This window comes from Aquabacterium sp., assembly GCF_036279675.1.
GTDB lineage: Bacteria > Pseudomonadota > Gammaproteobacteria > Burkholderiales > Burkholderiaceae_C > Aquabacterium.
Genome location: NZ_DASUIS010000070.1, coordinates 1 through 24,497 on the forward strand (window position 1 = coordinate 1; position 24,497 = coordinate 24,497).

The 24,497-nt window shown below is 63.8% G+C and carries 20 protein-coding genes; 15 read left to right on the top strand and 5 right to left on the bottom strand.

Annotated features, from left to right (window positions below; all coding sequences use genetic code 11):
• Positions 1 to 1,209: alpha-L-fucosidase (locus tag VFW93_RS08380; protein ID WP_329693540.1), on the bottom strand; the 1,209-nt coding region annotated here is incomplete at its 3' end.
• The gene (locus VFW93_RS08385) at positions 1,206 to 2,633 is read right to left on the bottom strand and encodes a cellulase family glycosylhydrolase (RefSeq protein ID WP_329693541.1); all 1,428 of its coding nucleotides are present in this window, start codon (positions 2,631 to 2,633) and stop codon (positions 1,206 to 1,208) included. The genes VFW93_RS08380 and VFW93_RS08385, both read right to left, overlap by 4 nt.
• Positions 2,634 to 2,814: 181 nt before the next feature.
• Between VFW93_RS08385 and VFW93_RS08390 the strand changes: the two genes are divergently transcribed.
• The 4 genes from VFW93_RS08390 to VFW93_RS08405 all read left to right on the top strand — a co-directional run bounded on the left by VFW93_RS08390 (position 2,815) and on the right by VFW93_RS08405 (position 7,389).
• Complete coding sequence (locus VFW93_RS08390) at positions 2,815 to 3,486, top strand: Crp/Fnr family transcriptional regulator (protein ID WP_329693542.1); 672 nt, start codon at positions 2,815 to 2,817, stop codon at positions 3,484 to 3,486.
• Positions 3,487 to 3,502: 16 nt separating this feature from the next.
• Entirely contained in the window at positions 3,503 to 4,567 is a 1,065-nt protein-coding gene (locus tag VFW93_RS08395; protein WP_329693543.1) for a helix-turn-helix transcriptional regulator, read from the top strand.
• 111 nt (positions 4,568 to 4,678) lie between these two features.
• Positions 4,679 to 6,013: a cellulase-like family protein gene (locus VFW93_RS08400; RefSeq protein ID WP_329693544.1), complete on the top strand. Its 1,335-nt coding sequence runs from the start codon at positions 4,679 to 4,681 to the stop codon at positions 6,011 to 6,013.
• A gap of 122 nt (positions 6,014 to 6,135) precedes the next feature.
• Complete coding sequence (locus tag VFW93_RS08405) at positions 6,136 to 7,389, top strand: GDSL-type esterase/lipase family protein (protein ID WP_329693545.1); 1,254 nt, start codon at positions 6,136 to 6,138, stop codon at positions 7,387 to 7,389.
• Between the two features lie 4 nt (positions 7,390 to 7,393).
• Here the strand turns inward: VFW93_RS08405 and glpD are convergent, their stop codons facing one another.
• Entirely contained in the window at positions 7,394 to 9,064 is a 1,671-nt protein-coding gene (gene glpD / locus VFW93_RS08410; RefSeq protein WP_414639621.1) for a glycerol-3-phosphate dehydrogenase, read from the bottom strand.
• 131 nt (positions 9,065 to 9,195) lie between these two features.
• Between glpD and VFW93_RS08415 the strand changes: the two genes are divergently transcribed.
• The 7 genes from VFW93_RS08415 (at position 9,196) to VFW93_RS08445 (ending at position 17,861) form a co-directional block, all read left to right on the top strand.
• The gene (locus VFW93_RS08415; protein ID WP_329693546.1) at positions 9,196 to 9,978 is read left to right on the top strand and encodes a DeoR/GlpR family DNA-binding transcription regulator; all 783 of its coding nucleotides are present in this window, start codon (positions 9,196 to 9,198) and stop codon (positions 9,976 to 9,978) included.
• Between the two features lie 45 nt (positions 9,979 to 10,023).
• Positions 10,024 to 11,553: a glycerol kinase GlpK gene (gene glpK / locus VFW93_RS08420; RefSeq protein ID WP_329693547.1), complete on the top strand. Its 1,530-nt coding sequence runs from the start codon at positions 10,024 to 10,026 to the stop codon at positions 11,551 to 11,553.
• Positions 11,554 to 11,682: 129 nt separating this feature from the next.
• Positions 11,683 to 13,161: a PAS domain-containing sensor histidine kinase gene (locus VFW93_RS08425; RefSeq protein ID WP_329693548.1), complete on the top strand. Its 1,479-nt coding sequence runs from the start codon at positions 11,683 to 11,685 to the stop codon at positions 13,159 to 13,161.
• Positions 13,148 to 13,576, top strand: a complete 429-nt coding sequence (locus tag VFW93_RS08430; protein WP_329693549.1) for a response regulator — start codon at positions 13,148 to 13,150, stop codon at positions 13,574 to 13,576. The genes VFW93_RS08425 and VFW93_RS08430 overlap by 14 nt, the downstream gene beginning before the upstream one ends.
• Positions 13,573 to 16,377, top strand: a complete 2,805-nt coding sequence (locus VFW93_RS08435) for a response regulator (protein WP_329693550.1) — start codon at positions 13,573 to 13,575, stop codon at positions 16,375 to 16,377. Before VFW93_RS08430 ends, VFW93_RS08435 begins: the two co-directional genes overlap by 4 nt.
• Positions 16,378 to 16,414: 37 nt before the next feature.
• Positions 16,415 to 16,846: a PACE efflux transporter gene (locus VFW93_RS08440; protein WP_329693551.1), complete on the top strand. Its 432-nt coding sequence runs from the start codon at positions 16,415 to 16,417 to the stop codon at positions 16,844 to 16,846.
• Between the two features lie 121 nt (positions 16,847 to 16,967).
• Positions 16,968 to 17,861 (top strand): SDR family NAD(P)-dependent oxidoreductase, encoded by an 894-nt coding sequence (locus VFW93_RS08445; protein ID WP_329693552.1) that lies wholly within the window; start codon positions 16,968 to 16,970, stop codon positions 17,859 to 17,861.
• A 50-nt stretch (positions 17,862 to 17,911) separates the two neighbouring features.
• On the opposite strand, the gene VFW93_RS08450 is transcribed toward VFW93_RS08445, so the two are convergent.
• Entirely contained in the window at positions 17,912 to 18,544 is a 633-nt protein-coding gene (locus VFW93_RS08450; RefSeq protein ID WP_329693553.1) for a hypothetical protein, read from the bottom strand.
• A 274-nt stretch (positions 18,545 to 18,818) separates the two neighbouring features.
• On the opposite strand from VFW93_RS08450, the gene VFW93_RS08455 reads away from it, so the two are divergent.
• From VFW93_RS08455 to holA, 4 genes are all read left to right on the top strand, one after another.
• Entirely contained in the window at positions 18,819 to 19,409 is a 591-nt protein-coding gene (locus VFW93_RS08455) for a hypothetical protein (RefSeq protein WP_329693554.1), read from the top strand.
• Between the two features lie 135 nt (positions 19,410 to 19,544).
• A complete protein-coding gene (leuS, locus tag VFW93_RS08460; RefSeq protein ID WP_329693555.1) occupies positions 19,545 to 22,238 on the top strand; it encodes a leucine--tRNA ligase in 2,694 nt (897 codons plus the stop codon).
• A 5-nt stretch (positions 22,239 to 22,243) separates the two neighbouring features.
• Positions 22,244 to 22,894: an LPS assembly lipoprotein LptE gene (lptE, locus tag VFW93_RS08465; RefSeq protein ID WP_329693556.1), complete on the top strand. Its 651-nt coding sequence runs from the start codon at positions 22,244 to 22,246 to the stop codon at positions 22,892 to 22,894.
• A 25-nt stretch (positions 22,895 to 22,919) separates the two neighbouring features.
• On the top strand, positions 22,920 to 23,975 hold the full coding sequence (gene holA / locus VFW93_RS08470; protein ID WP_329693557.1) for a DNA polymerase III subunit delta: 1,056 nt from the start codon (positions 22,920 to 22,922) through the stop codon (positions 23,973 to 23,975).
• 12 nt (positions 23,976 to 23,987) lie between these two features.
• Here the strand turns inward: holA and VFW93_RS08475 are convergent.
• Positions 23,988 to 24,497 (bottom strand): PLP-dependent transferase (locus tag VFW93_RS08475; protein ID WP_329693558.1); only part of this gene is annotated, 510 nt, incomplete at its 5' end.

The following is a 24,497-nucleotide window of genomic DNA, read 5'->3' on the forward strand; positions in this document are numbered from 1 at the left end:
ATCGGGCCGACGATTGAAGTAGTAGGCCTGCACTTCATACGGGTTGCCGATGAAGGCCAGGTCGTTCCACAGCAGATCAGGCTGGTAGCGGTCGATGAGGTCGAAGTAGTGCGCACGCACCAGTGCCCGCAAGTTCTGATCAGTCGATGCCTCGACCACACTGGCCAGCACGTTCAAGGAAGCGGACGCATCGCCATGCATGAACTGCTTCTTCGAGTAAGACCAGTCAAAGTAGCCCGAGTAATAAAGCCCGAACTTCATGCCACGAGCCCGTACGGCAGCCGACAGGTCCGCCGCCGTATCGCGTGCTGCCACCTGCTTGTTGACAGGCTGGCGGCTGTGCACCACGGTTGGCGTGAAGAAGTCCACACCTTCATGGTGCTTGGCCACGAACACCGTGTAGCGCCCACCCGCCTCAGCCATCAGTTGCGCCAGCGCACCCACATTGGCCTGGCTTTGCTGCAGGTTGAAACGATCCACAAAGTCGTAGTAATCAAAGCCGGAGCCATGGTGGCTCAGGTGATAGGACCAGGTCTGGCCCTGCTTGTCCTGCATATTGCTGCGGTACCACTCGCCATAGGCCAGCTCCGGGTAGAAGCGGTTCTTGAGCAGGTTGCCGGCCAGGGCATTGCCATCGATGTCGAAGCCCACCAGGCCATCCGGATTGGCATAGGCCGGCACGGATGACACCGTCCAGTGCACGAAGAAGCCCAGCTTGGCATCCTTGTACCAATTGGGCAGCTTGTGCCGCGCCAGCGAATCGTAGTTGGGCTGCCAGGCCTGTCGTGCAAAGTTCTCCAGGCGCAGCTGAATGCGCCCACGCACTGTTCTGCCCGTGAAGGTCTCGGTGCCCGTCAGGTCCAGCCAGCCTTGTTGACGCAAGCTGGCCAGCGCACCTGCCGTGAGCTTGATCTTCTGTGGCCACGCCCAGTTCAAGGCATTGAACGACAGCTTTTGCGCAGACATCGCCACAGGCAAGCCGCCCGGATTGCCAAGGCGCACGTTGACCGTGTTCAAACCTTGCACCGGCTTGCGCATGCGAACGGACAACCAGGCTTCGCCACCAGGTGCGTTGAGCAACAGGTCTTCGCCATTGATCACGAAGTCCGAGCTCGGGTCATCCAGCTTGAGAGGCGCAATGCAGTGCGCGCCTGTTGCCGCGCACGCCAGCACGAGAGCGGCCAATCGCTTGTACGGGGCGGATGTCATCGCACAGTCACGGTGACGGCGACGGCCTTGTCGGCCGTGCACTGCACCACCTGGCTGTCTGCCTGCCATTGGCAACGCGCAGAAGACGGTGTCACGCTGATCTGAGGCTGCGCCTTGCCATGGAAGAAGCTCGTGGGCACGAACACCTCGGTGGCGCCTTTGCCAGGCTCGTGCCGCCAGCTGTAGCTCAGTGAGGGTGCGATGCCCAACCAGGACAGGCCAGTGGACTTCTGCCATTGACCATAGGCCCCCGCGGTGCGGCGCACATAAGGCCGCGCACTGAAGTTGTTGCGCAACTCACCCTTGTCATTCACCACAGACAGGTTCTCGCCGTTCCAGCCATCCAGCGTGGTGGGGCTCCACTCCGGCGTATAGCCCCATTGCGTGCCGGACTCGCCGAACTTCTCCAGATCGTTGTAGATCATGTCGATGTAGTTGGGCGCCAGCGCCCATTCGGGCGAGCCGAACTCACCCAGCAACACGGCTGCACCCCAGCTGTGTGCCAGCGCCCGGTTACGGGCGGCCACCGGCTCGTAGCGCAAGCCCGACCAGGCCTTGAAGTAGATGAGCACGTCGTAATAGTGAGGTGCATAGGCGAGGTTGCTGATACCGGGGTTGCCCAGCTTCGTGGTCTGCAGGCCGATGCCGGTCCACATCTCGGGCTCCACGAACACGATGGCATCGGGGTGATGCATGCGCACGCGGGCGGCGCCATCTTGATACAGACGGGTCAGGTTCTCGGCCGTTCCAAATGGCTCGTTGAGCAGGTCATAGCCGATCACATTGGGGGCGTGCGCAAAGCGTTGGGCCAGGCGCTCCAGCATCAGCAGATAACGAGCTCTCGCCGGATTGCCGGGCGTCATGAACGCGTTGAAGGCGCGCTCCATGTCGTTGCGGCTGAAGATCATGGCTTGCGGGCCCCAGTTCGCACACTTGGCCGAGTTGTCGGGCGTGGTTTGCGGAATACCGGCAGGAATGGCCCACTGCGGAAAGCCCTCGCCGCAACCGCCCAGCGTCCAGCGACTGAAGGCGTCCTGGTGCACGTCCACCAGCACGTAGATGTTCTGGGCCGCGGCACGTGCCACCACCTCGGCGTAGTAATCCAGATAGCTCTCGTCATACACACCAGGCTGCAGCTCGAAGGCTTCCCAGTTGAACTGCAGTCGCACCACGTTCACACCCAGGCGGGCGAGCTTCACGAACAGCTGAGGGTCCTGGTTGGGGCGGAAGTTGGGCACCTTGTGCAACTGGGAGAGGTTGAAGCCACGCAGCACCACATCCGCGCCTTGCTGGTCCACAAAGCGATGGCCCTCGACTTTCAAGGGTGCAGCTTCAGTGGGCGATCCATTCAACAGGCCAGCCAGTGTGCACAGGGTTAGACACAGGCCCTTTTGCCAGGCCGCTTGCTTAGACTTGATCTTCATGAGTTGGTTTCCAGTCAGCGTCTACAACCGCATCAGCTTCAAGCCTGCGCCACCAACAGGGCAGTACGCGACACAGCGGCACGCACAGCCCCTTGCGACACCAACTCGGACGAGCCGACACCATGCGCGCCACTATGCTGAGCGCCCCGCTGTTGGACTAGCAACGCATTGACATTCGACCATGCTGGTTTCCCACCCACGCTTCATTGCCGATCTGCCCGAACAAGAACTCAAGCATCTGTGCGCCTTGATCAGCCCGTGGCGAGCCCGCAAGGGCAGCACCGTCCACGCAGAAGGCGAGGAGGTCAAGGCGCTGTACATGCTGGATGCGGGGCGCATGCAGTTCGAGATCCACGCACTGGATGGCCGCAAGCTGGTGGTGGGCTTCGCGGGGGCCGGCCGCGCCTTCGGTGAACTGGAGGTGGTGGAAGGGGGGCCGGCACTGGCCTCAGCCGTGGTCAACCAGGCGGCAACGGGCTGGCGCCTGAGCGTGCCAGACTTCCACGCGGTGCTGCCACACACGCCTCGCTTTGCGGCCTTGATGTTGCGCACCACGGCACGCAACGCCCGCATCCATCATCTGCTCTACCGCCACAGCCTGCTGATGTCACCGGACGAACGCCTGGCGCTGGCCTTGCTGTCCATGGGCAGGCATGGCCACACCGATGCAACCCCTGACCATGAGCTCATCCAGACCACGCAGGACATGCTCGCGCAGATGCTGGGCACCACCCGCCAGTGTGTGAGCAAGCACTTGCGGCAATGGGAAAACGCCGGATGGATTGCGATCCAGTACGGCGGCATCACCATCCTGGATCGCCAGGCCATTTCGGCGCTGCTGCCTCAACGCTGATCGCACCATCCAAGCCATGCACCAGGATTCGGCCGAAGACCTGCTGTCGTTTCGCTCCCTTGCACAGTGGGTCCGTGCGGCAGCGCAATGCGACATTGATCTGGCGGCGCTGCTTGATGACATCGGGCTGTCGGGCGCATTGAATGATCCGGCGTCATCTCAAGTGGCGCGACGCAAGATCGAGCAACTCATGCACCGCTGCGTCGAACTGGCCCGCATCCGCAGGCCGGATCGTTATTTCCCGCTGGCGCTGGCTGAATCCTTCAGCTTCGAGTACTCCTCCGATCTGGAGGCCTTCATCGCCACTGCACCCACGCTTCGAGACGCCGCTGCCATGCTCGACTGGTTGCCCTCCTTTTACGATCCGCGCATGCGGCTTAGCCTGACCGAGTTCGGCTCGCAGGCCCGCCTCACCATCCAGTTCTCCCAGGACGATGCCCATATCGCCGACAACGCACCGTTCGTCGAGATGCTCGCGGCCGTACTGGCCAGATTCACCCGCGTCTTGATGGGTGCCTCACACGCCACCGGTCACATCAGCTTTCGTCATCCGGCTCATGCCAGCAGCCAGGCCTATGCCGAGGCCCTGGGCGTACCCGTTCAACATGAGCAGCCACTGGATGCGATCTGGTTTGACCGCAGTTTGCTGGACCGACCACTGCGCGGCGCGCTGCTCGCCATCCATCAGGCCAGCGCGGCAAGGCTCACGCGCCAGGCGCACGCCCTGCAACGCGCCAGAATGCCCGCCCAGCCATCGGGACTGGCGGGCGAACTCACACGCGCATTGCTGAACCAGCCGGCGTGGTTGTTGCAAGATCAGGAAAGCGTGGCGAGACACCTGCACATGAGTGCACGCACCTTGCAACGGCGACTGGGTGGTGAGCAGACCAGCTACTCGGTCATCCTTGATCACGTGCGCCATCAACTCGCTTGCACATGGTTGCGTGAACAGCGCCTGTCAATCGAAGACATCAGCGTGCAGCTGGGCTTCAGCAATCGCGTGGGCTTCACGCAGGCCTTCCAACGGTGGAGCGGCATCACGCCCGCACAGTATCGACGGTCTGGCGGCGACAAGACCTGAATACTGGTTTTCCTGAGGCAGCCGTGTCGCTCAAGTTGACAAGCTGTCGCCGGAGTTGATGGCACGAACCGATCCGAGTTTCTACATTGGGTGGACGCCAGCTTCACGCCCATGCCCATGCCACATCTCTGCCCATCCTCCAACGCCACACCTGTATCCACGCCCCGCCGGGACGCGCTGAAGCACCTGGCCTCAGCCAGCCTGGGCACCACCATGGCCTGGTGTGCGCCAGGCCTGAGTCGGGCCGCCCAGGCGTCCCCCTCGGTGCTGACCGTACGCCGCCCTACCCTGGCTGTGGCCATGTGGGACTACTCCTGGCTGACCAGGCGAGCAGGCACGCAGGCGGAATACAGTGACTTCGACGCCGTCCTGGATGAGCTGGTACTGCGCGGCTACAACTGCCTGCGGATCGACGCCTTCCCCCATCTGATTGCCACAGACGACATGGGCCGAATGCAAAGCGAGTTCAACATGCGGCCGCAGCCAAGCGGCTTCCCATGGGGCAACAGCGCCAGCACCACGATCAACCCTCGCCGCGATCTGCCCATCTTCCTGTCCAAGTGCGCTACCAGGGGCATCCGTGTCGGGCTGTCGACCTGGATGACCAATGACACCAGCGATCGTGCACTGCGCATACAGAGTCCGGCTCAACTGGCGCGCATCTGGAGCGAGACCCTGGATTTCATCGGCCATCATGGTCTGCTCGACATGGTCGAATGGGTGGACCTGGGCAACGAGTTCCCCAGCGTGGGCTTCATGCCAGCCATCGTCGATTTCATCAACCGGAAGCTGAGCAACAAGATCGGCCAGTTGCACGGCTACTTCCTGCCCTATGACCAGGCACAGGCCAGTGCCATCTCGGCCTACATCTACATGGCCATCAACGAACTCAAGAAGCGCTTCCCACGCCTGCCCTTGTGCGTGTCCCTGCTGGGCAATGGCCCCACGGACAGCTTCAAGTATCACGACCTGTCTCCGATGGACTGCATCGAGACCCACATCTGGCTCAACCAGAACCAGGCCTTCGCCCTCTTCTCAGGCCTGGATGTGCTGCTGCTTGAAAGTTTCGGGAAGCGTCGACCAGACGCCTGCAACTTCATCCTGGAAAGGGCCGTGCAGGCCGCCTACTACCGGCAGAAAGACAGTCTGCTGAGCTGGCTGGCCAAGGCCATGGACAGCTGGGTGGCCCTGGGCAATCAACTCAAGGTGCCTGTCTACACGACGGAAGCCTGGGCGGCCACCTGCTTCTATGAACTGCCCGCGCTCGATCCGGCCGGCGCCAACTGGCGGTGGATCCGCGACATCGCACAGACAGCGACAGCCATGGCCAGCGCACGGGGCTGGTCCGGCATCTGTACGGCCAACTACTGCCAGCCGCACTTCCCGAGCTTCTACAAGGATCCGGCCTGGCATCGACAGATCACATCCCGAATCAAGGCGCCCTGATACAGGGGGGAGCAGCCGGGAAAGCACGGTCGCCAACTGTAAATGGGTTGACGGTCAACAGCCACACATCACGCCAACATCGCCCGTCTTGATGGTCATCCGACCATGCACAGGAGCATGAGATGAAGTTCAAACATGTGTTGGGCGCCGCAGCGTGCGTGATGTGCATGCTGGCCGGCCCGGCATCCGCAGAAGCCACCGGCCAGACGGCCACGTGGGTGGCGGCATGGGGCGCGCCACAAAGCGATGCCTTTCTGTCACTGTCGCTGAACAACCAGACACTGCGCCAGGTCGTCACCGTGCATCAGCAAGGGCAGGCCATTCGCGTGCGGCTGAGCAACCGCCATGGCACCGAGCCCGTTCATGTGGACGACATGCAGTTGGGCCTGTCAGCAGGTGATGCGGCCGTCGTGCCAGGCAGCAGCCGCAGCCTGCGCTTCGGAGGGCAAAGCGCCATCGTGCTGAAACCCGGCGCCAGCGCGTGGAGCGACCCGCTTCCTCTGACGGTCAAGCCCATGCAGCGCCTCACCCTCAGCTTCCATGCACCTGGCCACATCAGCGCCTTGAGCCGACACTTTGGCGCCGATGAATACCTGTGGCGTGCCAGCGGCAATCAGACCACGACCGCGAGCGGGCAGACTTTTGCGCGTATCGACAACGGCCTGCAACGGTCCTGGGCGCTGATTGATGGCGTGGACGTGCAGACTCATCAGCCCGGCCGCGTGCTGGTCGCTTTTGGCGACTCCATCACGGATGGCTACGTGCCCGATCCCAACGTACCTTTGGTGCCTGGCACCGCACTCAACGGCAAGGATGAGCGCTATCCGGACTTCCTGAGCCGCAGGCTGATCGCAGCCAACCAGAACGTCTCAGTGGTGAACGCCGGCATCAGCGGCAACCGTCTGCTCAGCCCGCCGCCCTTGCCCATGTTTGGCGAGCAAGGCACACAGCGCCTGCAAAGAGATGTGCTGGATGTTGCGGGCGTCACCGACGCACTGGTGTTGATCGGCATCAATGACCTGGGGCTGGCCCTCTGGCCGCGAGCTGACACCCTGATCGCCGGCTTGCAAGCCACAGCACAGCGGCTCAAGCAAGCCGGCGTACGCGCCATCTTCGGCACCTTGCTGCCTGCACGAGATGCACTGCCGCAAGGCCTGATGCATGGTCGCGCCTCGGTGGAAGCTGCCCGGCAACAGGTCAATCAATGGATACGCACCAGCGGGATCCCTGATGCCGTGGTGGACTTCGACGCCTGCCTGCGCGATCCGGCCAATCCCGCCAGGCTGCGCGCAGAGTACGACAGCGGTGATCACCTGCACCCAGGTGCCCGAGGTTATGAGGCCATGGGCGAGTGCGTGGATCTGGCGCTCTTCTGATCGATCAACGGCTCAAGGCACTGTGATGGAAGCCGTGTTCGCCGGCCCTGCTACCCTGCGCGACGAACCAATCGGCCACCGCCTGGCGTTGCGCAGCCGAATAGTGCAAACCCAGCTTGGAGCGGCGCCACAGGACGTCGTCGGCCGTCATGGCCCACTCATGGCGCTTGAGGTAGAACAGCTCGGCTTCGTACAGATCGGGCGCGATCTCGGCGCCCAGGTCACCGCGTGAGCGCACGCCATCGAGCAGGCGCAGCACACGGCTGCCATACGCACGAGTCCAGCGGCGCATGAGTCCCAAGTCCATCCAGGGATGGCGGCGGCGCAAACGGGTCTGGAACTCGGCCATGTCAGCCATCGGGTTGCCGGTTTCTTCGATCAGGTCGCCCAGGAAGCCGCCAGGCAGCACGGCGTCTGCCGTCCACTGGTGGCGCTCATCACCGAGCATCTTGCCGACTTCATCAGCAGCCTCTTGCGACAGCAGGCGGAAGGTCGTGAGCTTGCCGCCCCACACCGTCAACCAGGGCGAAGGCTTGAGTTGCGTCTGCAGGCGATAGTCACGCGTCACGGCCGCGGCCTTGCCGCTTTCATCATCGAGCAGCGGGCGCACGCCGGCGTAGCTCCACACCACATCACCGGGCTGCACCGGGCGGCGCAGGTAGCGGCTCAACTCCGTACACAGGTACACCACCTCTTCCGGCTCGATCTGCACATGGCCCGGTGCGGCCTTGTGCTCGACGTCGGTGGTGCCGATCAGAGTGAAATCGCGTTCGTAGGGGATGGCAAAGATGATGCGCTTGTCCTGCCCCTGGAAGATATAGGCATGGTCATGATTGAAGATGCGCGGCACCACGATGTGGCTGCCCTTGACCAGACGCAGCTTCTTGTTGGCGTCACCACCCTTGCCTGTCGTGGTGGGCACGGCCATGACCTGACGCAGCATGTGTTCGGCCCAGGGCCCCGCTGCATTAACCACCATGCGCGCCTGCACGGTGAGCTTGTGCGTGGCCGCCTGCGTGTTCGGATCCAGATGCGCCAGGGTGGCACGCCAGCCGCCGGCATGGGGGCTCGTGGCCTCACAACGGGTACGCGTGAGGATCTGGGCGCCTTGTTCAGCCGCATCCAGCGCGCACAAGGCCACCAGACGCGCATCGTCCACCCAGCCGTCGGAATACACGAAGCCCTTGGTCCAGCCAGGTTTGAGCGGCTCGCCCAAAGGCGATTTGTTCAGGGCCACGGATTCGCACCCGGGCAGGAACTCGCGTGGCGCCAGGTTGTCGTACAGCCACAGGCCCAGGCGGATCATCCAGGCCGGGCGCATCGACGCATCGTGCGGCAGCACAAAGCGCAGAGGCCACATGATGTGCGGCGCCGAACGCAGCAACAGTTCGCGCTCCATCAGCGCTTTGCGCACCAGGCCGAACTCGCCGTATTCCAGATAGCGCAATCCGCCATGGATCAGCTTGGTGGATGACGAGGAAGTGTGGCTGGCCAGGTCTTCCTGTTCGCACATCACCACGCGCCAACCGCGTCCCGCCAGGTCGCGGGCGATGCCCACGCCATTGATGCCACCACCGATCACCAGCACATCGCAGTGATAGTCCGCTTCGCTGGTGTGATCGTCGGACTTTGGCAGGGATGGGGGGCTTGCGGGCTGCAAACTAGACTCCTTCATGACACAGTGCGTGTTTTACGGCACCGAAGCGTACAACACAAGCGCGTTTATATTCTTTTGTGTTTGTTTTTTTTCGTATACGCTCTCCATAACCCGGAAAATTGCGCAAAAACAATCAACGGAGACCCGGTATGAACCCTGATTCCACCTGGAGCCCCAATCCACGCCAGCTCGCCTTGCTTGAAGAAGTGAAGGCGCGTGGCGCGGTATCGGTCGAACGGCTGGCCCAGCGTCTGGATGTGACCATGCAGACGGTGCGCCGTGACGTGCAGCGTCTCGCCGATGCAGGCCTGCTGCAGCGTTTTCACGGCGGCGTGAGCCTGCCTCGCATCGCCCCGCAAGTCGGTGCCTGGAAAGAACGCCAGGCCCTGCGCGCCGAAGCCAAGAGCCGCATTGCGCGCTCCGTGGCGGCGGCCATCCCTGACGGCAGCTCGCTCATGATGGGCATCGGCACGACGGTCGAGGCCGTGGCGCGCGAGCTGCTCAAGAAGTCAGGCCTGCGCGTGATCACGCACAACCTGCACGTGGCCAGCATGCTCAGCGAACACCCCAACTGCAAGGTCCACGTGGCCGGCGGCGTGCTGCGTTCGCGTGACAGCGCGCTCGAAGGCGAAAGCACCGTGGCCTTCCTCAAGCAGTTCAAGGTGGACTACACCATCATGAGCACCATGGGCATCGACGAAGACGGCACCCTGCGGGACCGCGATCTGCGCGAGCTGCCCGTGGCCCAGACCCTGGTCGAGCAGGCCCGCGAGACCTGGCTGGTGGCCGACGTGAGCAAGTTCAGCGAGGCCGAACTGGCCAAGGTGGGCCACCTGCAAAGCATGAAGCGCGTCTTCACCGATGCGCTGCCCCCCGCCCCTTACCCCAAGATGCTGCAGGAATGGGACGTGGCCCTGACCATCGCCTCCTGAGCCTGAGCTGTAGAGCCCAACAAGAAACGAAGAGAGCAACGCAAGATGGCATTCATCCTGGCCCTGGATCAGGGCACATCCAGTTCGCGCAGTGTGGTGTTTGACGAGCATGGCCGCATCCTGGCCAGTGCACAACTGGAGATACGCCAGCACTATCCGCAACCGGGCTGGGTGGAGCACGATCCGCTGGAGTTGTGGACCACGCAGCGCGACACCGCGCATGCGGCCATGGCGCAGTTGCATCAGGCAGGCCACGATCTGCGTCAGCTCAAGGGCATCGGCATCACCAACCAGCGCGAGACCACCCTGCTGTGGCACCGCAAGACAGGCCAGCCCGTGCACCGCGCCATCGTCTGGCAGGACCGCCGCACCGAGGCGCAGTGCGCCCAATGGCGCGAGCAAGGCCTGGGTGACAGCATCCGCGCCAAAACCGGCCTGGTCATCGACCCCTACTTCTCCGGCAGCAAGCTGCAATGGCTGCTGGACAACGTGGACGGCGCACGTGAAGCCGCCGAGCGCGGTGAGCTGGCTTTCGGCACCGTGGACACCTGGCTGCTGTGGAACCTGACAGGCGGGCGTGTGCACGCCACCGACGTCAGCAATGCCTCGCGCACCATGCTGTTCAACATCCACACCAATGACTGGGATGAGGACCTGCTCAAGCTGATGCGCATCCCGCGCGAGGTGCTGCCCGAGGTCAAGCCTTCCAGCCATCTGTTCGGCGAAGCGGCACCCACGGCATGGGGCCCAGATGCCAACGCCATACCCGGCCTGCCTGCGCTGCCGGTGGGTGGCATCGCGGGTGATCAACAGGCTGCCTTGTTCGGGCAAGCGGGCTTCGACGCCGGCCTGGCCAAGAACACCTATGGCACGGGCTGCTTCATGCTCATGCACACCGGCAATGAGGTGCGCACTTCGGCCAATGGCCTGCTGAGCACGGCCGCTGCGCAATTGCCTGACCAGCGTGCGTATGCCTTGGAGGGCAGCGTGTTCATCGGTGGCGCGGTGGTGCAATGGCTGCGTGATGGCCTGCATGCCATCAAGGCCGCCAGCGAAGTGCAATCCCTGGCCGAAAGCGTGCCTGATTCGGGTGGCGTGATGTTCGTGCCGGCTTTCACCGGGCTGGGCGCCCCTTACTGGCAGAGTGACGCGCGCGGTGCCATCGTCGGCCTGACACGAGGCAGCACGGTGGCCCACATCGCCCGCGCGGCACTGGAGTCGATTGCCTTCCAGAGTGCCGCCCTGTTGCAGGCCATGAGCCGTGACGCCGTGGCCGCTGGCGGCCGCCCTGTGAGCGAGTTGCGCGTGGACGGTGGTGCCTGTGTCAACAACCTGCTGATGCAGTTCCAGGCTGACCTGCTGGGCATCCCCGTCGTGCGCCCACAAGTGATCGAGACCACGGCCTTGGGCGCGGCCTACCTCGCCGGATTGTCGACCGGCGTGTATCCCGACACCGCCACCATCGCCCGTTTGTGGCAGGCCGATCGTACTTTCTACCCCACACTGTCGCGCGAACGCGCATCCGAATTGATGGGCAATTGGGAGCATGCTGTCAGGCAAACCTGCCAGCATTGAACGTCACCTGCGGTGTTTTGCCACCGCTGCTGTCAGGGTTGTCGATTGACTTCGGCAGCCGACCATCAACACTGATGTTCCTCAAGGCTGGGGTGAGCACGCACCCCATCACGAATAAATGAGGGCGTCATGGTCACCACTTCCATCGAGCCGGCAGCAGGCCCTTCGCCTGAACTGCTGGCCCGTGCGTTCAATGCAGCACCCAATGGCTTTGTGCTGGTCGACAAGGCCGGCACCATCGTGGCGGCCAACGAGGCCTTGGCCAGGATGTTTGGCAGCACCGTCGATTCGCTGGCGGGCACGTCTGTAGACGCCTTGCTGCCCAGCCCGCTGCGCACCGAACACGCCGGCCTGCGCGACAGCTTCATGGCGCATCCCGAGCCCCGGCCCATGGGCGCAGGGCGCGTCCTGTTTGCACGGCACGCCGATGGGCACGACTTTCCCGTCGAGATCGGCCTCAACCCGCTGCCTGCAGCGCAAGGCCTGCTGGTGCTGGCTTCGGTGGTGGACATCAGCGAGCGCCTCGGGCTGGAGTCGGCATTCAGAGGCATGTTCGATGCCTCACCTTATGGCCAACTCATCGTCGACGACCTGGGGCGCATCGTCATGGCCAACCGCGTGCTGGCCGAATCATTGGGCTACAACCGCGCGGCCCTGGCCGGGCAACCGCTGGAGATGCTGCTGCCCGAACGCTACCGTCCTCGACACGGCGCCCTGATGCAGGGCTACACCCAGACCGGCGAGGCGCGCATGATGGGCCAAGGGCGAGACCTCACGGCCTTGCATGCCGATGGCACCGAGCTGCCCGTCGAGATCGGCCTCAGCCGCGTGCGCTGGAATCGGCAGTTGTCCACCTTGGTCGTGATCAGCGACATCAGCATCCGCAAGCGCCTGGAGCTGGAGCTGCGACAGGTCAACGCCGACCTGCAGGAGTTCACTTACGTGGCCTCACACGATCTGCGCTCGCCCTTGCGTGGCATCGCCGATCTGATCGAGTGGATCGGCACCGATCTGGGCGACAACGTGCCCGCCGATGTGACGCGCAACCTGCAACGCGTGAACCAGCGCATTCAGCGCATGGACCGCCTGATCGACGACCTCCTTCGCTATGCACGCGCCGGCCGCGCTGCCACCGAGTTCAGCCAGGTGGACCTGCAAGGCCTGGTCAAAGGCATCCTGGAACTGCAACCACCGCCGCCGGGCTTCACTGTGCAGCTCGATCTGGACGTGCCGCCACTGCAAACCGCACGGGTGCCGCTGGAGACCGTGTTGCGCAACCTGCTGAGCAATGTGCTCAAGCACCACGATCGGCCTCAAGGCCACATCATCGTGCGCGCCAGCGTGAACGATGTGCACTGCTGCATCGAAGTGGAAGACGATGGTCCCGGCATCCCGGAGCAGGCCAAGGCACGCATCTTCAAGCTGTTTCAGACGCTGACGTCTTCGGAGCGCGGAGGCTCGGGCATCGGGCTCGCACTGACCAAGCGACTGGTCGAGGTACACGGCGGCCATATCAATGTGCAATCACCCGTCCGTGATGGCCGCGGTGCCTGCTTCCGCTTCGACTGGCCTCGCTTCAAAAGGAGAACCAGCCATGACCAGGTCTGAGGCGCTGTCCATCCTGTTGATTGAAGACGATGATGTGGCCGCCGAAGCGGTCGTGCGCAGCCTCGAAAAGGCCGGCCTGACCATCCCCGTCATCTGGGCAGAAGATGGCCTGAAAGCCCTGGAGATGCTGCGCGTGACGCAGATGGGACAGGCTGCGCCGCGGCCTCGCGTCATCCTGCTGGACCTCAACATGCCCCGCATGAATGGCTTCGAGTTCCTGCAGGCGCTGCGCGCCGATCCCAAACTGAGTGATGAAGTCGTGTTCGTCCTGACCACGTCCGATGACGAGTCGGACCGCACACGTGCCTATCACGAGAACATCGCCGGCTACATGGTGAAGTCTGCCGTCGGCCCCCAGTTCTCGAAACTGGTCGCACTGCTGCAAAGCTACCAGTGCGCGGTCAAACTGCCATGAACCCAGGCCACGCCGTGAACGCGCCCACCAACCCTTTGCACCTGCTCGTGGTCGATGACGACGATGTCGATCGCGAACGCGTGCAGCGCTACATGCAACGCTCGCCCGTCAAGGTCGTCACCCACGAGGCCTCGTCAGGTGAAGAAGCCTTGCGCATGGTGCGCACACATCCCTTTGACTGCGTGGTGCTGGACAACCAGTTGGGTGACACCACCGGCATGGACCTGCTGCAGCGCCTGCGCACCGAGACCTGCCAGGACTGCCCCGTCATCATGGTGACTGGTGCCGGCAACGAAGCGCTGGTCGTGCAGACGCTGCAGGAAGGCGCCGCAGACTACCTCTCCAAGCTGCACCTGAGCGCAGACAGCCTGGTTCGCTCGGTCCTGCGTAGCCTGGAACACCACCAGATGCGGCGCGAGCTGGATGACATGCACCGACAACTGGAGCGGCGTGTCGAAGAACAGGCGGCAACCATCCGGCTGCGAGAGCGCGACCTGCAGGACCTGCTGGATCACACCTCCAGCCTGATCGGCTATTGGGATGCCGCCCAATGCGTGCGCTTCGGCAACCGCGCGCATGAGGCCTGGTTCGGCCTGCTGCCGGAACACCTGCCCGGCATGCGTGTTCGCGATGCCATCGGCCCCGCGATGTACGCGATCCACCAGCCCTACATCGAGCGCGCACTGCAAGGCCAGGCGCAGTTGTTCGAGCACACGCTGCCCGGTACCAACGGCATCAAGACACGCCACCTGCAGGCCGAGTACCGACCGGATGCCAACGAGTTCGGCGAGGTGGCGGGCTTCTACGTCACCATCACCGACATCACCGTGATCAAGGCCGCGCAGGCCAAGGTGGAAGAGTTGCTGCACTTCGTCGAAGCGGTGATCGGCAACTCCCCCGTCGGCATGGCCGTCTATCGCCACGACCATCAATGCGTGCTGGCCAACAGCGAAATGGCCTCGCTCACCGGCATGAGCCTGGCCCAGCTCAGGCAACAGCCTCTCGCCGCCCTGGCTACCGGCCCCACCGGCTCCTTGCTGCAAGAGGCGCACGCAACGCTGGTCGATGGCCGAACCCGTCACCTGGAAATCGCCATGCAGCGATCACCGGAAGAGCTCGTGCACCTGGCCTGGTCGCTGGCCCGACTGTCACGCGGCGATGAACCACACCTGCTGGTGATCGCACGTGACGTGACCGAGCAGAACATCCTGCACGAGACCCTGGTGAGCGCGCGCAACACGGCGCAAGAAGCCGCACGCATCACCAGCGCCTTCCTGGCCAACATGAGCCACGAGATCCGCACGCCCATGAACGCCATCGTGGGCCTGTCTCGTCTGGCCCTGGAAGAAGCGCTGCCGCCCGCGGCATACGGCCACATCGAACGGGTGCATGACTCGGCCCTGGCGCTCATGGGCATCCTGGACGACGTGCTGGACTACTCCAAGGTCGAAGCCGGTCAGATGACGCTGGAGCACACCGACATCGATCTGGAAGACACCCTGCAGCGCGTGGCCGATCTGTTCTCCGGGCGCATGGCGCAGAAGCGCCTTCGCTTCAGCATGGAATTGATCGATCCCTTGCCCACGCACATCGTGGGCGACCCGCTGAGGTTGTCCCAGATCCTCAACAACCTGGTGGGCAACGCCGTCAAGTTCACGGACAAGGGCGGCATCCACCTGGAGGTGCGCACGGATGGCGACATGCTGCGCTTTGCCGTGCGCGACACCGGCATCGGCATCGACCCCGAACGCCGTCAGGCCCTGTTTGCCGCCTTCGCCCAGGGAGACGTTTCCATCACCCGACGCTTCGGTGGCACCGGGCTGGGTCTGGCCATCAGCAAGCGGCTGATCGAGATGATGGAGGGCCGCATCGGCGTGCACAGCACCCTGGGGCAAGGCAGCGAGTTCTGGTTCACGATACCCTTGCTGCCGGCGCCTGCACCAGACCAGACCTCTCCAGCGTGCGAGCCGTACAAGGTGCTGCTGCTCGGCTCGACGCCCGCCGCCATGCAGGCCCTGACACGCATGCTGCAGTCCAGACAGGGCGTCGTGACCGTGTCCGATGACATCGACGTGGCCTGTGCCCACATCATGCATGGCGCGCAAGCAGGCCAACCCTTTGACGCCGTCATCATCGACTGGCAACAGGCAGACGAGCAGGCTGCGCATGTCGTGCGCGTGCTGCGGGACCAACTGCGGCAACATGATGGTGAGCGCACGCCAGTCATCGGCCTGATCCCCGGCTTCGAACGCCAGGCGCTGCTGGATGTCACCGGCGCCTCACCAGTTGACACCTTGTTGTCTCACCCCATCCTGCCCGGTGTACTGCTCAAGGCGCTGGAACACGCTCGCGCCAACCACCAGTCCGCACCGCAACCGCAGGCCTCGCCCGCGCACTTGCTCGAACAACGCGGCTTGGCACTGCGCGGCTGCCGCGTGCTGCTGGTGGAAGACAACCTGCTCAATCAGATGGTGGCCCAGGCCTTCCTGCAGCAGGCCGGCCTCGAAGTCGAAACCCTGGACGACGGGCAACAGGCCGTGCAGCGCATGGAACAGGCCCCGCCAGGCTACTTCTCCGCCATCCTGATGGACATGCACATGCCGGTGATGGACGGCCTGGAGGCCTCACGGCGCATCCAGCAGATGGGCCACACCCATGACATCCCCATCATTGCCATGACGGCAGCGGTACTGCCCGCCGATCGCGAACGTTGCCTGGAGGCCGGCATGGTGGACATGATCACCAAGCCCATCATGCCGGAGACCATGGTCGATACCCTGCTCAAATGGATACCGCACTGAATGCCGCTGCCGCGCTCACCTGCTACCCTTGCGCCTCATGCAAGGCTTCAAACGCAAGATCGTTCACGCCAGCCTGTTCGAGCTGATTGCGGTTGTCATCGTCACACTGGGCATGCGCTGGCTGTCCGGCAGCAGCACCGCCGAAGCAGGCGGTCTGGCCGTGTCCACGTCCATCGTCGCACTCATCTGGAACATGGCCTTCAACACCCTGTACGAGGCCTGGGAGCGTCGCCAGGTCGACCGCACGCGCACGGTGCGGCGGCGCATGGTCCATGCCCTCTGCTTCGAGGGGGGCCTGGTGCTGATGACCGTGCCCATGATCGCCTGGTGGTTGAACCTGGGCTGGTGGCAGGCCTTGCTGACCGATCTGGGTCTGGTGGCGTTCTTCCTGATCTACGCCTTTTGCTTCAACTGGCTGTTTGACCACCTGGTAGGACTGCCTGACTCGGCACGTCAAACGCCGCAGTGAATCGCGCGCATCATCCCGGCCAACTGTCGTCACAGCTTCCTCGCTGTCGTGCCTTGCTCCAGGCACACAGCCACCTGCATCACTAGCATGCGAGACTCACTTTCATAGACAGCATCACATCATGCGCAAAACCGTTGTCATCACCGGCGGCAACTCCGGCATCGGCCTGTCCATGGCCCATGAACTCGCCCGCATGGGCGCCACCGTCTGCCTGGCCTGCCGCGATCAAGGCAAGGCAGCCGCCGCGCGCGACGAGATCCTGCAACGCACGCCTGGCGCCCAGGTCGAGCTGTACAAGCTGGACCTCTCGTCGTTTGCGGCCATACACGCCTTTGTCCAGGCCTTCGCCCAACGCCATGACAGGCTGGATGCCCTCATCAACAACGCTGGTGCCGTGCCCATCCGCCAGCAGTTCACGCAGGACGGGTTCGAGCTGCAGTTCGGCGGCAACTACCTGGGCCCCTTCCTGCTGACGCACCTGCTGCTGCCCTTGTTGCAAGTGGCTGCCGACGAGGGCGGCCCAGGTCAGGGCGATGCGCGCATCGTGCACCTGTCGTCCATCGCGCACAACCTGGGTCGCATCGAGCTGGACACCGCCAAGGGCCGCAAGCCCTATCGCGTGCTGCCGGCCTATGCCCAATCCAAGCTGGGCAACCTGATGTTCAGCCACACGCTGGCACGCAAGCTGCCCGCCGGCATCACCTCGCAGGCCATGCACCCGGGCGGTGTGGCTTCACCGATTTACCGCGAGCTGCCCCGCTGGCAGTACGCCCTGATGCGCCCCTTCCTGATCGGGCCGGAACGCCCGGGCAAGCTGGCGGCCGAACTGGCCATCGGTGCGCAGCGCCGGGGCGAAAACGGCGGCTACTTCTCGATCCAGCACCCGCGGATCGTGTCCAGCACCGCCAAGGATCTGGCGCTACAGGAAGCGCTGTACAAGCAAAGCTGTGTGTGGGCGGACGTCGAGCCGCTGCCTGAGCAAGTCCGAACGAGACAAGCGGTGAAACCGGCCTGATGCATTGCTTCTCGCGGCGCTGACGAGCCACCGCTCGATCAGACACCAACTCAAGCCGAACGAATCTTGCGGCGTTGATACGGCACAACAGTGGCCAAACTCGCCAAACCCAACAGGCCCAAGACTGCCTCGCCAGGCTCGGGCACGGCAGTGGCCAGCAAACGCATTGCCGGCGCATCACTGTCTTTGAACCCCATCCAGGATTGCCTATCGTTTGCAAATGCAAAGGGCAATTGAAGGTCATAGCCGCCACCGATCCACATACCGCTGGAATATGGCCCTGGCAATGCCACCAACCAATAGTCGCCGGCAGGCAGTACCCAATCCAGGTTGACGGACACCGTCTGGGGGTCCTGCACATCAAGGCTGTAAATGAAGGACTCTGTAGGCAAGTGGTCGACATCCAAGGCGATGCCAAGCTTATAGGCCCCGGTTCCGGCGATCGTTGCCAGCAGATTATCGAGATGCATCGTCTGACTCAATGCAAATGGAACCGCCAACTTCTGGTAGTTCTGGTAGGTCGTATCGGCATACAAGGAGTACCCGCTGCCATTGGCAATACCGTCTGAGCCATAGGTATCAACTACCACCGCAGCCTGCGCATCTACGAAGGTCGTCACGACCAAGGCCAGCACGGTCAGACCTCGGCGTGCGAAACGGCTCCACCCCATGTTGCTCATCATCGCTCCCTGATCGTTGGTGAGAAAACAGCAGTATCCATGCGCATACGCCTATCGCGTGTGGCTCGCGGGCCACCGAACCAAGGGGTTTTTTGCGATAGGACATTGTCAGTAGCCCAGGGCGGCCAAGCCCCGAGGACATCAATTACCTGAACGCCGTGCTGGCGCGCCTGGAGGCAGGCTGCCTGGTCCTCGTCGACCTGGCGCTGAAAACAAAGGCCGTTACATTTGAGTTGTTCTGGCAAGGAGGCCAGACGATTCACTACAAGGATTCATTGTGTACAAGCGTTTCACGATCACCGCACTGTCATGCGCCGCCCTGCTTCTGTCTGGCTGCGCCGGTTTCAAGGGTAACCAGCTGAAGCCCGTGTCCGCCCAGGACCTGCGCTCCACCGCCACGGTCAAGACCAAGGTCTTCAGCCGCTGGAATCTGAGCAGCGTCCCCGGCGGCAATGCGCAAACGGCCGCCGCCCTGGCCGCCATCAACAAGACCAACTTCGAAAACGCCCTCAAGGCGTCCGACTGCTGCATCGTCGTTGAAAGCCCGGAAGCCGCCGATCTGGTGGTGGACGGTACCGCCCACACGGAAGACAAGAGCGCCGCCCTGATTCCAGCCGTGATCACCGGCTTGAGCCTGTTCACCATTCCATCGTGGATCACGGCCAATGTGCACATTTCGGCCACGGCCAAGAACGGCGGCGTGACCCGCAGCTACGATCTGCAAGACAGCATGACCATGGTGCAATGGCTGCCCATGCTGTTGGTCCTGCCTTTTGCGGACAACCCCTTCAAGGCCGAGAAGGAAATCACCGAGAACGTCTTCAACACCCTGGTGGTGAAGATCAAGTCGGATGGTCTGGTGAAGTAATGGCCAGTGGGAGGGGGCTGCGCACGCCGCCGCCCTTCCTATAATCCACAGATTCCACCTTTCGCAGGCTGGAGCCCTTTTTCCCGTATGGTGAAGGGCTGCCAGCCTGAATTCGTCTTTGCGGTGACCGATCTCATGAGCGCTACACAAGAAAACCAGACCTACGACCCACGTGCCGTCGAGGCCCGTGCCCAGCAGCACTGGAACGACCGCGACGCCTACCGCGTCACCGAAAGCAAGGACAAGAAGGCGTTTTACGCCTGCTCGATGCTGCCCTACCCCTCGGGCAAGCTGCACATGGGCCACGTGCGCAACTACACGATCAACGACATGCTCACGCGCTACCTGCGCATGAATGGTCACAACGTGCTGATGCCCATGGGCTGGGACGCCTTCGGCCTGCCGGCTGAAAACGCCGCCCTGAAGAACAAGGTGCCGCCCGCCGCCTGGACCTACGACAACATCGCTTACATGAAGAAGCAGATGAAGGCGATGGGGCTGGCGATCGACTGGTCGCGCGAGATCGCCACCTGCCAGCCCGACTACTACAAGTGGAACCAGTGGCTGTTCATCAAGATGCTGGAAGCGGGCGTGTGCGAGCGCCGCACCCAGACCGTGAACTGGGACCCGGTGGACCAGACCGTGCTGGCCAACGAACAGGTGATCGACGGCAAGGGCTGGCGCTCGGGCGCCCCCGTTGAGAAGCGCGAGATCCCCGGCTACTACCTGAACATCACCAAGTACGCCGACGAGCTGCTCTCGGCCGTGGCCAATCCGGAAGACCCGAACTACCTGAGCGGCTGGCCCGAGCGCGTGCGCCTGATGCAGGAAAACTGGATCGGCAAGTCCGAAGGCGTGCGTTTTGCGTTCTCGCATGACATCACCGGTGCCGACGGCAGCCTGATCAACAAGGGCCAGCTGTGGGTGTTCACCACCCGCGCCGACACCATCATGGGCGTGACCTTCTGCGCCGTGGCGCCGGAACACCCGCTGGCCGTGCACGCAGCGGCTGGTAACGCCAAGCTGCAAGCCTTCATCGAAGAATGCAAGACCGGTGGCACCACCGAGGCCGAGCTGGCCACGCAAGAGAAGAAGGGCGTGCCCACGGGCCTGTTCGTCACCCACCCCATCACCGGCGACAAGGTCGAGGTCTGGGTGGGCAACTACGTGCTGATGTCATATGGCGATGGCGCCGTGATGGGCGTGCCGGCGCATGACGAGCGCGACTTCGCGTTTGCGAAGAAGTACGGCATCGCCATCAAGCAGGTCATTGGCGTGGAAGGCGAAACCTTCAGCACCGATGCCTGGGCCGAGTGGTACGGTGACAAGCAACGCGGCACGTGCGTCAACAGCGATGGCCTCAATGGCCTGGCCTACAAGGAAGCCGTGGGCAAGGTCGCCGAGATCCTGATGGCCAAGGGCATCGGCGAGAAGAAGACCACCTGGCGCCTGCGCGACTGGGGCATCAGCCGCCAGCGTTACTGGGGCACCCCCATCCCCATCATCCACTGCGACACTTGCGGCCCCGTGCCCGTGCCCGAGAAGGACCTGCCCGTGGTCCTGCCCGAAGACGTGGTGCCCGATGGCTCCGGCAACCCGCTCAAATCGCGCCCCGACTTCCTGAACGTGGGCTGCCCGAAGTGCGGCAAGCCCGCCCAGCGCGAAACCGACACGATGGACACCTTCGTGGATTCGAGCTGGTACTTCCTGCGCTACACCTGCGCCGACAACGCGCAAGCCATGGTCGACGAGCGCACCAACTACTGGATGGGCGCCGCCAATGCAACGGGCACCCGCGGCATGGACCAGTACATCGGTGGCATCGAACACGCCATCCTGCACCTGCTGTACGCGCGCTTCTGGACGAAGGTCATGCGTGACCTGGGCCTGGTCAAGATCGACGAGCCCTTCAAGAAACTGCTCACGCAGGGCATGGTGCTCAACCACATCTACTCGCGCAAGACGGCACAAGGCGGCATCGAGTACTTCTGGCCGCATGAGGTCGAGAACACCTTCGACGCCAACGGCAAGATCAACGGCGCCAGGCTCAAGGCCGATGGCTCGGCCATCGACTACGGCGGCGTAGGCACCATGTCCAAGTCCAAGAACAACGGCGTGGACCCGCAAGAGCTGATCGACACCATGGGCGCCGACACGGCCCGCCTGTTCACCATGTTCGCCTCGCCCCCCGAGCAGACGCTGGAGTGGAGCGCCGCCGGCGTGGAAGGCGCACACCGCTTCGTCAAGCGTGTGTGGAACTTCGGTGCCAAAAACGGCGAAGCCATCAAGTCCGCTGGCGCCGTTGTGCAGGCCGAACTGAGCGCAGAAGCCAAGGCCCTGCGCCGCGAAGTCTTCGTGATCCTCAAGCAGATCAGCTACGACTACGAACGCATGCAGTACAACACCGTGGCCTCCGGCGCCATGAAGCTGCTCAATGCACTTGAAGCCCACAAGGGCGACACGGCCGCGGATCTCGCTGTGCTGCGCGAAGGCTACAGCGTGCTGCTGCGCGGCCTGTACCCCGCCTGCCCGCACCTCACGCACGTGCTGTGGGAAGACCTGGGCTATGCCGCGCAAGACGGCCAAGGCGACCTGCTGGACGCACCCTGGCCCACCGTCGTCGAAGAGGCCCTGGTGCAAGACGAGATCGAGCTGATGCTGCAGGTCAACGGCAAGCTGCGTGGTTCGATCAAGGTCAGCCCCACCGCCGACAAGGCCGCCATCGAGGCCGCTGCGCTGGCCAGCGAAGACTTCGCCAAGTTTGCCGAAGGCAAGCCGGCCAAGAAGGTCATCGTGGTGCCAGGTCGCCTGGTCAACGTGGTGGTCTGATCGCCATGCGCCGCACACAGCCCACCTCCCGCCGCCACTGGCTCACACAAGCCGCTCGCCTGACCGTGGCCACGGGCATGGCGGCCGGCCTGCTGCTGGGTACCAGCGGCTGCGGTTTCAAGCTGCGTCGCGGCTACGACATGGCCTTCAAGACCATCCAGCTCACCGGCTTTGCGGGCAACTCTCCCATGGCCGCCGAGCTGGCCCGTGCGCTGGAAGCCTCCGGCGTGGATGTGGTGGACAGCACCTTGCAAGCCACGCAAGCCGCATCGGCGACCAGCGTACCCAACAGCCACGTTGTGCTGGAAGCCCTGGTGGACAAGCGCGACATGGCCGTCTCCACCACCACGGCCTATGGCCAGATCCGGGACATGACCGCGCGCAACACCCTGCGCTTTCAGGTCAAGCGAGGTGATGGCAGCATCCTGCTGGCCCCATCGGACGTGGCACTGGCTCGCGACATGACCTACAACGAAAAGGACGCGCTGGCCAAGCAGGACGAATCCGCCGCCCTGCACCGCGCCATGCAGTCCGACATCGTCAGCCAGGTGCTGCGCCGCCTGGCCGCCATCCGGCCGGAGCAATTGGTCACCCCCGCCGAGCCGCTCGTGCCCTCGGTGGTTCACGCCCCTTCCGCACCCGACGCGTCACGCTGACGCACCGCCACAGCAACAAGGCCCCATGCAGATCCGACTGGACCAGCTCTCTGCCCATCTGCAAAAAGCAGGCGGTGCGCTCAAGCCCGTCTACACCCTGTATGGCGACGAGGCCTTGCTGGTGCAGGAGGGCGGTGACGCCATCCGCCAGGCCGCACGCGCGGCGGGCTACACCGAGCGCCAGGTGCACACGGTCAGCGGCGCCTATTTCGACTGGTCCAGCCTGCTGGGCTCGGCCAGCGAGATGTCCTTGTTCGGCGACAAGCAGTTCATCGAGATCCGCATCCCGTCGGGCAAGCCCGGCAAGGATGGCTCGCAGGCCCTGCAGCAGTATTGCGAGATGGCCGCCGGCAACGACGGCGTGATCACCCTGGTCTCCCTGCCCCGCCTGGACAAGACCCAGCAAAGCAGCGCCTGGTTCACGGCGCTCGATGGCATCGGTGCCACCTTGCGCTGTGACCCGATCGAGCGCCAGCAACTGCCGCTGTGGATTGCACAACGGCTGTCCGCACAAGGGCAGCAGGTTGAGCCCGGCGAAGCCGGTCAGCGCACCCTGGCGTTCTTCGCCGACCGCGTGGAAGGCAATCTGCTCGCGGCACACCAGGAAATCGTCAAGCTGGGGCTGCTGCACCCGCCGGGCACGCTCACCATTGAACAGATCGAAGAGGCCGTGGTCGACGTGGCGCGCTTCAACGTGTTCAAGCTCAGCGAAGCCGTGCTCTCAGGCCAGGTGGAACGCACCCTGCGCATGATCGATGGCCTGGAGGCCGAAGGCGAAGCCGCCGTGCTGGTTCACTGGGCCCTGGCCGAAGACATCCTGGCCCTGCACCGCGCCAAGACCGCACTGGAAGGCGGCAAGCCTCTGCCCATGGTTTTGCGCGAACAGCGTGTGTGGGGCCCGCGCGAGCGGCTGTTCGAGCGCATCCTGCCGCGCGCCAAGGCCGCCATGCTGGCGCGCCTGGTGGCCAATGCCAGCACGGTGGACGGCATCGTCAAGGGCCTGCGTCACCCGCAATGGCCGGAAGACCCGTGGGAAGCGCTGCGGCGCCTGGCCTTGCAGCTGGCCAAGGTCGCTGCCTAGCCCAACCCAGCCTCAGAGCCGGGCCAGCGCCTGCGCAAAGTCAGCCTGCAGATCCGCCAGATCCTCGATGCCGATGGACAGCCTGATCAGGCCCTCGGCCATGCCCATCTCGGCGCGCCTGGCCTGCCCCATCTCCCAGAAGATCGTGTGGGCCACGGGAATGGCCAGCGTGCGGTTGTCGGACAGATGGCTCGACAGGATGACCAGCTTGAGCGCATCCAGGAACGCCAGCGGGTCCAGCCCTTCGCGCAGCTCGATGCTCATCAGGCTGCCGAAACGCCCCTTGAACAGGGCCGCCGCGCGTTCATGCTGCGCGTGCGTGGGCAGGCCGGGATAGTGCACCCGGGCCACCTGGGGCTGGGCACTCAAGTACTGCGCCAGCTGCAGCGCGTTGCTGCACGTTCGATCCAGCCGCAAGGCCAGTGTCTCGGCCCCCACGGCCAGACGATGGGCATCTTCGGCCCGCAACGTGGCCCCCATGTCGCGCAGGCCCTTCTTGCGGATCTGGGTCATGCCCCAGCC

What these genes read in the sequence shown, in the direction of transcription:
- VFW93_RS08385 (WP_329693541.1), bottom strand. Translation starts at nt 2,633, where the DNA reads ATGAAGATCAAGTCTAAGCAAGCGGCCTGGCAAAAGGGCCTGTGTCTA.
- VFW93_RS08445 (WP_329693552.1), top strand. Translation starts at nt 16,968, where the DNA reads ATGCGCAAAACCGTTGTCATCACCGGCGGCAACTCCGGCATCGGCCTG.
- VFW93_RS08405 (WP_329693545.1), top strand. Translation starts at nt 6,136, where the DNA reads ATGAAGTTCAAACATGTGTTGGGCGCCGCAGCGTGCGTGATGTGCATG.
- VFW93_RS08415 (WP_329693546.1), top strand. Translation starts at nt 9,196, where the DNA reads ATGAACCCTGATTCCACCTGGAGCCCCAATCCACGCCAGCTCGCCTTG.
- VFW93_RS08400 (WP_329693544.1), top strand. Translation starts at nt 4,679, where the DNA reads ATGCCCATGCCACATCTCTGCCCATCCTCCAACGCCACACCTGTATCC.
- glpD (WP_414639621.1), bottom strand. Translation starts at nt 9,064, where the DNA reads ATGAAGGAGTCTAGTTTGCAGCCCGCAAGCCCCCCATCCCTGCCAAAG.
- VFW93_RS08440 (WP_329693551.1), top strand. Translation starts at nt 16,415, where the DNA reads ATGCAAGGCTTCAAACGCAAGATCGTTCACGCCAGCCTGTTCGAGCTG.
- holA (WP_329693557.1), top strand. Translation starts at nt 22,920, where the DNA reads ATGCAGATCCGACTGGACCAGCTCTCTGCCCATCTGCAAAAAGCAGGC.
- VFW93_RS08450 (WP_329693553.1), bottom strand. Translation starts at nt 18,544, where the DNA reads ATGATGAGCAACATGGGGTGGAGCCGTTTCGCACGCCGAGGTCTGACC.
- VFW93_RS08425 (WP_329693548.1), top strand. Translation starts at nt 11,683, where the DNA reads ATGGTCACCACTTCCATCGAGCCGGCAGCAGGCCCTTCGCCTGAACTG.
- VFW93_RS08390 (WP_329693542.1), top strand. Translation starts at nt 2,815, where the DNA reads ATGCTGGTTTCCCACCCACGCTTCATTGCCGATCTGCCCGAACAAGAA.
- VFW93_RS08395 (WP_329693543.1), top strand. Translation starts at nt 3,503, where the DNA reads ATGCACCAGGATTCGGCCGAAGACCTGCTGTCGTTTCGCTCCCTTGCA.
- VFW93_RS08430 (WP_329693549.1), top strand. Translation starts at nt 13,148, where the DNA reads ATGACCAGGTCTGAGGCGCTGTCCATCCTGTTGATTGAAGACGATGAT.
- VFW93_RS08435 (WP_329693550.1), top strand. Translation starts at nt 13,573, where the DNA reads ATGAACCCAGGCCACGCCGTGAACGCGCCCACCAACCCTTTGCACCTG.
- leuS (WP_329693555.1), top strand. Translation starts at nt 19,545, where the DNA reads ATGAGCGCTACACAAGAAAACCAGACCTACGACCCACGTGCCGTCGAG.
- glpK (WP_329693547.1), top strand. Translation starts at nt 10,024, where the DNA reads ATGGCATTCATCCTGGCCCTGGATCAGGGCACATCCAGTTCGCGCAGT.
- lptE (WP_329693556.1), top strand. Translation starts at nt 22,244, where the DNA reads ATGCGCCGCACACAGCCCACCTCCCGCCGCCACTGGCTCACACAAGCC.